We start from the raw sequence: 9324 nt of genomic DNA on the forward strand, positions 1-9324 counted from the left end.
CGGGCGCCGAGAAGGAGACCCTGCTCGGCCGCACCAAGGAGCTCTCGGGCGAGGTCAAGGCGGCCGAGGCGGCCGTCGGCGACGCCGACGCGGCACTGCGCGCGGCCCAGCTGCGGATCTCGAACGTCGTCGAGCAGGGCGCTCCCGCCGGGGGCGAGGACGACTACGTGGTGCTGCGCGAGGTCGGCACGAAGCCCGAGATCGAGGCACCGCGCGACCACCTGGAGCTCGGCGAGCTGCTCGGCGCGATCGACGTCGAGCGCGGCGCCAAGGTGTCGGGCAGCCGGTTCTACTACCTGACCGGCGTCGGCGCGCTGCTCCAACTCGGGCTGCTGCAGATGGCCATCGCGCAGGCGGTCGAATACGGCCTCACCCCGTCGATCGTCCCCGCGCTGGTCAAGCCGGAGGCGATGGAGGGCACCGGCTTCCTCGGTGCGCACGCCAGCGAGGTCTACCGGCTCGAAGCCGACGACCTCTACCTGGTCGGCACCAGCGAGGTTCCGCTGGCGGCCTACCACAGCAACGAGATCCTCGACCTCGGTGAGCCGGTCCGCTACGCCGGCTGGTCGAGCTGCTTCCGCCGGGAGGCCGGCTCGTACGGGCGGGACGTGCGCGGCATCATCCGCGTGCACCAGTTCGACAAGGTCGAGATGTTCTCCTACTGCCGGCCCGAGCAGGCGCACGAGGAGCACCTGCGGCTGCTGGCCTGGGAAGAGGAGATGCTGGCGAAGGTCGAGGTCCCCTACCGGGTGATCGACACGGCCGCCGGCGACCTCGGCAGCAGCGCCGCCCGCAAGTACGACTGCGAGGCCTGGGTGCCGTCGCAGGGGCGCTACCGCGAGGTCACCTCGACGTCCAACTGCACGACGTTCCAGGCCCGCCGGCTCAACATCCGCTACCGGGACGAGGCGGGGCGGCCGCAGACCGCCGCGACGCTCAACGGCACGCTGGCGACCACCCGGTGGATCGTGCCGATCCTGGAGAACCACCAGCGGCCGGACGGTTCGGTCGCGGTGCCGAAGGCGTTGCAGCCCTATCTGGGCGGTCGCGACGTCTTGGAGCCGGTCAAGAGGTCCTGACCGCACTGCGTGTGGGCAGCCCGGCCGCGACGATTTCTCCCAAACGTCATGGCTGGGCTACCCAGTGCGAGGTACGGTTGCTGCCCGGCCGCTCGCGGCTTGCTCCCCGCAGCCGATTTCGGGTCGGGGCGAGGAGGAGCCATGCCCCGACCGGGCTTGCCGAAACTGGTCGCGACCGACCTCGACGGCACGATCGTGCACAACGACGACACCGTCTCCGCGTACACCCATGAGGTCCTGGACCGGGTGCGCGCCGCCGGCATCCCGATCGTGGGCGCCACCGGCCGGGGCCCCCGCCTGGCCGAGCTGACCCGCAACGACATCCGCGACGCGGACTTCCTGGTGATGGCCAACGGCGGCCGCGTCGTCGACCAGACCGACCCCCTCGACCCGATCGTGCTGCGCGACGCCCGGCTGTCCGGCCGCGTCCTGGCCTCCGTCGTCACCGAGCTCGAGTCCGCGGTCGGGCCGCTCACCGTGATGGTCGAGGCGCTCGACGGGCACGACGACCCGCTCTGGGGCGACCCTGACCCGTCCTGGCGCTACCCCGACCGGTTCGAGGCCCGCAGCCGGGCCGACTGCTTCGCCGGCGACGTGATCAAGGCGTTCGCCCGCGCCCCCGGGCACGACGTCGACGAGCTGCTCGCCGCCGCCGTCCGGATCGTTTCGCCCTCGGTCGCCACCGTCACCCAGGCCGGGCTCGGCTTCATCGAGATCCTCCCGCCCGGCGTCGACAAGGCCACGGGCCTGGCCGTGATCACCGAGGCGATCGGCGTCGACCCCGGCGACGTGCTGGTCTTCGGCGACATGCCCAACGACCTCGGGATGTTCGCGTGGGCCGGCTGGGGCCGCGTGGCGGTGGCCAACGCGCACCCGCTGGTGCGGGCCGCCGCCGACGAGATCACGTTGACCAACGACGAGGACGGTGTGGCGGTTTACCTCGACCGGCTACTGTCGCGATGATGTTGATCGCCACAGACCTCGACGGCACCCTGCTGCGCGCCGACAAGACGATCAGCGCGCGCACCGCCGCCGCGCTGGAGCGGGCCGCCGCCGCCGACCTGCCGGTCGTGCTGGTCACGGGGCGGCCGATCCGCTGGCTCCGGACGGTCTACCAGCAGCTGGCGACCCCGCTGCCGGCCGTCTGTGCCAACGGCGCGGTGGTCTACGACCCGCTGCGTGACCAGGTCCTGCGGGCCGACCCGCTGGCTCCGGAGGCGCTCACGGAGATCGCCCGCCGGCTGGCCGAAGAGGTGCCGGAGGCGGTGCTCGCGGTCGAGGTCATGGACGGCCGGCAGATGCTGCACCACATCGACTACCCGATCCGGTGGGACAGCGAGCACGGCGGGGTGCGGTCCGTCGAGGTGGTCGCCGAGCTGCTGCGCGAGCCCGCGGTCAAGCTGCTCGTGCGCGCCGGCGAGCGGGACCCGGACGAGTTCAGTGCGCTGGTCGGCAAAACCCTGGCCGGGGTGGGCGAGGCGACGCACTCGTCCTCGACCGGGCTGGTCGAGGTCTCCGCGTCCGGCGTGACCAAGGCGGCCGGGCTGGCCTGGTACTGCGACCGGCTCGGCGTGCCGGCGGCGGTGGTCACGGCGTTCGGCGACATGCCCAACGACGTGCCGATGCTCGCCTGGGCCGGGCGCGCGGTCGCGGTGGGCAACGCGCACCCAGCGGTGAAGGAGATCGCCGACGAGGTGGTCGCCAGCAACGAGGACGACGGGGTCGCGGCGTACCTCGAGACGCTGCTGCCTTAGAGATACTGGCCCGTGCCGCGGCCCTCGGTGCCGGGCTGCTGGGTGCCGCCCGGGCCGGGGATGCCGGGGATCACGCCCGGCACGGCGCCGGGTGGCAGCGCGGGGCGGCCGCCGCCGCGCATCTGCTCCAGCTGCATCCGGGCGGCCATCTGCTGGGCCACCAGGGCGGCCTGGATGCCGTGGAACAGGCCCTCCAGCCAGCCGACCAGCTGAGCCTGGGCAACCCGCAGCTCGCCCTCGCTCGGCGTCGACGTCTCGCTGAAGGGCAGGGAGAGCCGCTCCAGCTCGTCGCGCAGCTCCGGCGCCAGCCCGTCTTCCAGCTCGACGATCGAACGCTGGTGGATGTCGCGCAGGCGGACCCGGCTGGCCTCGTCGAGCGGCGCCGCGCGTACCTCCTCCAGCAGTTGCTTGATCATGCTGCCGATCCGCATGACCTTGGCGGGCTGCTCGATCTGGCGGCCCGGGTCCTCGTCGCCGTCGGCGCCCTCCGTGTCGACCGTGCCGACCGGTCGCCCGTCCGGCCCGACCACCACCACGGTGCCCGACCGGCGGTTGGTTTCGGCCTGCTCGTCCGGCGCTCCTGGGGTCTCGGTCATGCCTCCATCTTTCCCCAACGCCCGCCCCGTGTGCTCGCCGGCCTGACCAGCTAGCGTTCCGCGCATGCCCGCACGCGAGCCTGACCCACGCGACGTGCTTGTTCTCCCTCCCCCTGCGCCGGACGCGGTGGTTCGCTACGGGCCGCACGACGATCACGTCGCCGACGTCCGGCTCCCCGTGGACGGCCCCGTCGGGCCGCTGGTGGTGGTCATCCACGGCGGTTTCTGGCGCGCCGAGTACGACCGCTCGCACACCGGCCACCTCGCCGCCGCGCTGGTCGCCGAGGGCTATCCCGTGGCCCAGATCGAGTACCGGCGGACCGGGCCCGGCTCCCCCGGCGGCTGGCCGGCCACCTTCGACGACGTGCTGGCCGGGGTCGACGCGCTGCCCGGGCTCGTCGCCGCCACCGCCCGGTCGCTCGGTCGGCCGTCGCTTCCCGACGGGCCGCCGCTGCTGGTCGGGCACTCAGCCGGCGGCCATCTCGCGCTCTGGTACGCGGCGCACGCGCCCGCCGTACCCGCCGGCGTGCTGGCTCTGGCTCCGGTCGCGGACCTGGTCGAGGCCCACCGGCTGGACCTCGACGAAGGTGCCGTTTCGGCCCTGCTCGGCGGCGGCCCCGCGGATCGGGCCGCGGCCTACGCGGCGGCCGACCCACTGCCACGGAGATCCTTGCGGTTACGCACCGTGATCATTCATGGAACGAAGGATGTGCAGGTCCCGATCGACCTGAGCCGACGTTTCGTCGCGGCGGCCGGCGCGCTCGATAACGAAATCGCGCTGTGGGAACTGCCTGAAGTGGGGCATTTCGAGTTGATCGATCCGAGGTCAATGGCTTGGCGCCAGGTGACAGAGGCGTTGCGGTCGCTGCACTCGTGATCATCTTCATTGACGCAGCGTCGTTGAGACGGTAGGAACCCGTGGGAGTGTGGCATCCAGCCCACCGGTCGGGGAGGGTCGTTTCCGTGTCACAGATGGATCGCCGTCAGGCGTTGCGGTTGTTCGCGGGCCTGGGTGCCGCGGGCCTGCTCGCCGGCTGCGGCAGCGACTCCGCCGACGGTGCCGCCGCGGGCAACGAGCTCGTGAGCGACGAACCGATCAAAATCGGCCTGATCGCGCCGCAGACGGCCGGCCTGAAGGACATCGGCGACGAGATCGCCCGCGGCTTCAACCTCTATCTCGACCGGCACGACCAGCGGCTGGGCGGCCACCAGGTGCAGCTCCTGGTCGCCGACGAGGGCGAGACCGTCGAGTCCGGCAAGGCGGCGCTCGACGGGTTGCTCAAGCAGGGCGTGCTGGCGCTGACCGGCGTCGCCAGCTCCGACGTGATGCTCGGCATCCGCGACACCGTCGAGCAGGCCCGGATCCCCCTGATCGGATCGGTCGCCTCACCGTCGTCGCTGCAGAGCGTGGTCTACATCTGGCGTACGTCCTATGTGAACAACGAGGCGGGCCAGGCGCTGGGTCGCTACGTCGCGGAGAACGTCGATGGCAGGGTCGGCATCATCGCGCCGGACTACGAAGCCGGGCGGGACGCGGTCAACGGCTTCCGCTCGTCGTACGCCGACGCCGGAGGGGCACGGCTCGCGGACCCGGTGTGGACGGAATACGTGGCCGAGCCGACGAAGACGTTCTTCCGCAGCAAGATCAACGCGGTGCGACGCAACAATCCCAAGGCCATCTACTGCTTCTACAGTGGACAGGCCGCGGTCGAGTTCCTGAGTCAGCTGAAGGCCGACGGTTACGACGGCGAGATCTACGCGCCCGGCTTCCTGACCGAGGGCGCGGTGCTCGCCGAGGCGAAGGCTGCGGCAAACGGCGTCTTCACGGCGCTCAACTACTCGCCCGACCTGAACAACGCCGCCAACCGCGAGTTCGGCTCGGCGTACCGCGGCGTTTACAAGTCGGCGCCGACCACCTACGCCGTCGCGTCGTACGACGCCGCTCAGGTGATCGACAAGGCGGTGCGGCTGGCCGGTGCGGACCCGTCGCCGCAGGAGGTCAACCTCGCCATGGGCAAAATCGGTCTGGTCGCCAGCCCGCGGGGCGAGTGGCAGTTCAACCAGACCCGGACGCCTCAGCAGAAGTGGTACCTCCGCCAGGTGCGCCAGGACGGGCCGGTGCTGGCGAACGTGGTGATCAACGAGCTGGCGACGCTCGGCTGAGCCGCCCCTTTCAGGGACGCAGTTCGGCGACGCAGCACTTGACGCTGCCGCCGCCCTTCTTGAGCTCGCTCAGCTCGACCGGGACGGGCGTGTAGCCGGCCGTCGCGAGCTTCGACGTGAGCGCGGTGGCTTCGGCGTTGAGGACGACGTTGCGGCCGTCGCTGACCAGGTTGAGCCCGAAGGCGAGGGCGTCGGCCTCGTCGGCGATCAGGGCGTCGGGGAAGAGCTGCGCCAGGATCTTCTGCGAGCCGGCGGAGAAGGCGCCCGGGTAGTAGGTGATCCGCTTGTCGTCGAGCGCGGCCAAGGCCACGTCGAGGTGGTAGAAGCGCGGGTCGACGAGCTGCAGGGAGATCACCGGGCGGCCGAGCGCTTCCTGGGCGTGGCTGTGCGCGGTGGCCTCGGTGCGGAACCCGTAACCCGCGAGGATCATGCCGCCGTACGCGTCCGGCAGGTAGGCGAAGTCGCCCTCGCCCTCGTTGATCTCGGTCGGCTCGACGTAGGCCCAGCCCTGCTCGGCGTAGAACGCCCGGTGGAGGTCCGCCTCGGCCGCCCGTTGGGGGTAGCGGAAGCGGGCGCCGAACGCCGTACCGTCGACGGTGAAGGCTCCGTTGGCGGCGTAGACCATGTCGGGGAGGCCGTCCCCGGCCGGGAGCACGTGGACCGTGTGGCCGAGTCGCGCGAGGGTCTCCCGGAGCAGCTGCCACTGCTTCAGGGCGAGCTCCACATCGACGGGCGCGCTGGTGTCCATCCACGGGTTGATCGCGTACGCGACCGTGAACCGCTCCGGCGGGCACATTAGATATGTCCGCTTACGCGACATCCGCTCGTCCTTCACGATCACCATGATCAGGTACTCTTCGTGGTCAAGACAGCCGAATCTCTTGCTTGGAAGAGGCGAAACGTTGCAGATCGACGACGTGGACCAGCGAATCATTGCGTCGCTCGTCGCCGACGCTCGGGCCTCGTACTCGGAGATCGGTGAGCGGGTCTCGCTCTCGGCACCGGCGGTAAAGAGGCGCGTCGATCGCCTGCGCGCGGCGGGGGTGATCCGGGGCTTCACGGCGGTGGTCGACCCGGCGGCGGTGGGGTGGACGACGGAGGCGTTCGTCGAGCTGTACTGCACCGGGCGGACCACGCCGGCCCAGCTCACGGTCGCGACCCGGCGGCATCCCGAGGTGGTGGGCGCGTACACGGTCTCGGGCGAGGCGGACGCGCTCGTGCACCTGCGGGCCGCGGACATCGCCCACCTGGAGCAGGCGCTGGAACGGCTGCGGGCGGAGCCGTTCGTGACCTCCACACGCAGCATGATCGTGTTGAGCCGGCTGGTGGACGCGCCGAACGTGGTGCCGGCGCCGAACTGAGCCGTTCGGGTTGGAACGGCGCCGGGCCGGTCGGCGTCAAACCCGGCATGACCAAGGCCCGTGGTGGTGCGCTCGCTCTCGTCGCGCTGATGCTCGTTTCCGGGTGCACCGCCGGTGGCGGCGATCCGGCACCGGCTCCGCCCGCGTCCCCGGCTTCTGCGCTGCCGGCGCCGGCGTTCCGGCTGGTCGCCTTCGACTCCTGCGCCGACGTGCTGGCCGGGTTGAAGAAGGCGGCGAAGGAGTCCGTGACGCCGTGGGGCTTCCCGGACAGCGGGTGGGACGTGCGGACCGCGGTGTTCGCGGGCGGTCCCCGTGAGCAGGGGCTCGCAGCCCGGACCGACTCGGTGGCCAAGGCACCCCCAGCGAGCGACTACTCGGGGACCAACGTCCACGAGGCCGGGGCCGACGAGCCCGACCTGGTCAAGACCGACGGGCGCCGGATCGTGACGATCACCGGTGGCGTGTTGCGGGTGATCGACCCCCACAGCCGCCAGATCACCGCCAGCCTCCATCTCGAGCGGGGCCAGTCGCAGCCGGTCGCGTCCAGCCTGCTGTTGTCCGGTGACCGGGCGATGGTGCTCCTGACCGAATGGTTGCCGGCCCCGGCCGCCCCGAACGCGCGGATGAGCTTCGCGCCGTGGGGCGACACGGTCCTCCGTCTCGTCACGGTCGATCTGGCCGGCACCGCGCCGGCCGTCGTCGGCTCGTACACAATGGATGGCTCGATGGTCGACGCCCGGCAGGTCGGTGCGACGGCACGGATCGTGGTGCGGAGCCGGCCGCAGATCCAGTTCTCCTATCGTGCACAGGGAACCGACGCGCAACGCCTGCGCGACAACCAGCGGACGATCGACCGGTCCACAATCGACGACTGGCTGCCGAAGTGGTCCGCCACCAACGGCGCCAGCAAGCAGGGCGGCCGGCTCGACTGCGGGGCGGTGCGGCGGCCGGACAGCTTCTCGGGAAGCTCGCTGCTGACGGTGCTCAGCTTCGACATCGGCGGCGAATACGATGCGGGCGAACCGACCACGATCGCGGCGGACGGCGACCTGGTCTACAGCAACGGAACCAGCCTCTACGTGGCCAACGACCAGCAATGGCGCGGTATCCGCCGCGACGGCGCCTTCGGCCCGGACCCGGAGACGGTCATCTACCGGTTCGACATCACGGGCAACGGAGCGCCGCGCTACGTGGCCGCGGGGTCCGTGCTCGGCAGCGTGCTGAACCAATACGCCATGTCGGAGTTCGACGGCCATCTGCGGGTGGCGGTGACGAACAACGCCAACGTCTCATCGGTGTACGTCCTACGCGCCGGCGACCTGGCCCGCGTCGGGATGGTCGGCGGCCTGGGCAAGGGCGAACGGATCTATTCGGTGCGCTTCGCGGGGCCGGTCGGTTACGTGGTGACGTTCCGCCAGACGGATCCGCTGTATACATTGGACCTGTCCAAGCCGTCGGCGCCGGCCGTTCGGGGCGAGCTGAAGATCAATGGGTATTCCGCGTACCTGCATCCGCTGGACGGCGGCCGCCTGATCGGCGTCGGGCAGGACGCGGACTCGTCGGGCCGGGTGCGGGGGACCCAGGTGTCGGTGTTCGACGTGAGCGACCTGGCTCACCCGCGGCGGGTTTCGCAACATCGGATCGCGAACTCCTTCTCGGAGGCCGAGCACGATCCCCACGCGTTCCTGTACTGGCCGCCGACGGGGTTGTTGGTGGTGCCCGTGACCGGGGGTGGGCCGGAGACGATGCTGGCGCTGCGGGTTTCGGGGTCGTCGCTGACCGAGGTGGGCGGGCTGAAGCATCCGTCGACGAACGGTTACAACCCGACGCCCCGACGGTCGTTGATCGTCTCCGGGACACTGTGGACGGTGTCGGAGGACGGGATACAGGCCACGGACCCGAACACGATGCGGTCCCAGGCCTGGCTGCCGTTCTAGGGATCCGCGTGGGTCATCTCTGGGATTGTCGGACCCGCCTGTGCCCCGTCCGGCCCGTTGTTGGACCCGACGGCGGGCGTCTCGTTCGCCCGCCGTCGCGCCGGCTCGCGGCGTCTGCCTCACCCATGTCGCGCCAGCTCGCGGTGTCTCCCTCACCCGCGTCGCGGCGGCTCACGGCGTCTTCCCCACCGGGTCGCGGCGGCTCGCGCGTCTGCCTCACCCGCGTCCTGCCGGCTCGCGCCGTCTGCCTCACCCGCGTCGCGGCGGCTCGCGGCGTCTTCCCCACCCGCGTCGCGGCGGCTCGCGGCGTCTTCCCCACCCGCGTCCCGCCGGCTCGCGCCCTCTGCCTCACCCGCGTCCCGCCGGCTCGCGCCCTCTGCCTCACCCGCGTCCCGCCGGCTCGCGCCGTCTGCCTCACCCGCGTCGCGGCGGCT

The 9324-nt window shown here is 71.5% G+C and carries 9 protein-coding genes; 7 read left to right on the forward strand and 2 right to left on the reverse strand.

The features are described 5' to 3' along the window. The 3 genes from serS to AB0H87_RS32445 form a co-directional block, all read left to right on the forward strand. Nucleotides 1-1079: serine--tRNA ligase (gene serS / locus AB0H87_RS32435; RefSeq protein WP_360154327.1), on the forward strand; the 1079-nt coding region annotated here is incomplete at its 5' end. Between the two features lie 141 nt (nt 1080-1220). Further along, nucleotides 1221-2042 (forward strand): HAD family hydrolase, encoded by an 822-nt coding sequence (locus tag AB0H87_RS32440; protein ID WP_360154330.1) that lies wholly within the window; start codon nt 1221-1223, stop codon nt 2040-2042. Then, on the forward strand, nt 2039-2833 hold the full coding sequence (locus AB0H87_RS32445; protein ID WP_360154333.1) for an HAD family hydrolase: 795 nt from the start codon (nt 2039-2041) through the stop codon (nt 2831-2833). Before AB0H87_RS32440 ends, AB0H87_RS32445 begins: the two co-directional genes overlap by 4 nt. On the opposite strand, the gene AB0H87_RS32450 is transcribed toward AB0H87_RS32445, so the two are convergent. Then, on the reverse strand, nt 2830-3429 hold the full coding sequence (locus AB0H87_RS32450) for a bacterial proteasome activator family protein (protein ID WP_360154336.1): 600 nt from the start codon (nt 3427-3429) through the stop codon (nt 2830-2832). The two genes, AB0H87_RS32445 and AB0H87_RS32450, sit on opposite strands and share 4 nt — an antisense overlap. Nucleotides 3430-3493: 64 nt before the next feature. Here AB0H87_RS32450 and AB0H87_RS32455 point away from each other — a divergent pair, with 64 nt between their 5' ends. After that, nucleotides 3494-4306: a prolyl oligopeptidase family serine peptidase gene (locus AB0H87_RS32455; RefSeq protein ID WP_360154339.1), complete on the forward strand. Its 813-nt coding sequence runs from the start codon at nt 3494-3496 to the stop codon at nt 4304-4306. Nucleotides 4307-4392: 86 nt separating this feature from the next. Beyond that, nucleotides 4393-5592 (forward strand): ABC transporter substrate-binding protein, encoded by a 1200-nt coding sequence (locus AB0H87_RS32460; RefSeq protein ID WP_360154342.1) that lies wholly within the window; start codon nt 4393-4395, stop codon nt 5590-5592. A 10-nt stretch (nt 5593-5602) separates the two neighbouring features. Here the strand turns inward: AB0H87_RS32460 and ddaH are convergent, their stop codons facing one another. Continuing rightward, nucleotides 5603-6436 (reverse strand): dimethylargininase, encoded by an 834-nt coding sequence (gene ddaH, locus AB0H87_RS32465; protein WP_360154345.1) that lies wholly within the window; start codon nt 6434-6436, stop codon nt 5603-5605. Between the two features lie 58 nt (nt 6437-6494). Between ddaH and AB0H87_RS32470 the strand changes: the two genes are divergently transcribed. Together AB0H87_RS32470 and AB0H87_RS32475 are read left to right on the forward strand one after the other, a co-directional pair. After that, nucleotides 6495-6953, forward strand: coding sequence for an Lrp/AsnC family transcriptional regulator (locus tag AB0H87_RS32470; RefSeq protein ID WP_360154348.1), 459 nt, complete (start codon nt 6495-6497; stop codon nt 6951-6953). A 47-nt stretch (nt 6954-7000) separates the two neighbouring features. Next, nucleotides 7001-8890 (forward strand): beta-propeller domain-containing protein, encoded by a 1890-nt coding sequence (locus AB0H87_RS32475; RefSeq protein WP_360154351.1) that lies wholly within the window; start codon nt 7001-7003, stop codon nt 8888-8890. The last annotated feature ends 434 nt before the right edge of the window (nt 8891-9324 follow it).

The organism is Asanoa sp. NPDC050611 (assembly GCF_040654855.1).
GTDB lineage: Bacteria > Actinomycetota > Actinomycetes > Mycobacteriales > Micromonosporaceae > Asanoa.

Coding starts and splice junctions, on each gene's coding strand:
- AB0H87_RS32440 (WP_360154330.1), top strand. CDS start 1,221: ATGCCCCGACCGGGCTTGCCGAAACTGGTCGCGACCGACCTCGACGGC.
- AB0H87_RS32445 (WP_360154333.1), top strand. CDS start 2,039: ATGATGTTGATCGCCACAGACCTCGACGGCACCCTGCTGCGCGCCGAC.
- AB0H87_RS32450 (WP_360154336.1), bottom strand. CDS start 3,429: ATGACCGAGACCCCAGGAGCGCCGGACGAGCAGGCCGAAACCAACCGC.
- AB0H87_RS32455 (WP_360154339.1), top strand. CDS start 3,494: ATGCCCGCACGCGAGCCTGACCCACGCGACGTGCTTGTTCTCCCTCCC.
- ddaH (WP_360154345.1), bottom strand. CDS start 6,436: ATGGTGATCGTGAAGGACGAGCGGATGTCGCGTAAGCGGACATATCTA.
- AB0H87_RS32475 (WP_360154351.1), top strand. CDS start 7,001: ATGACCAAGGCCCGTGGTGGTGCGCTCGCTCTCGTCGCGCTGATGCTC.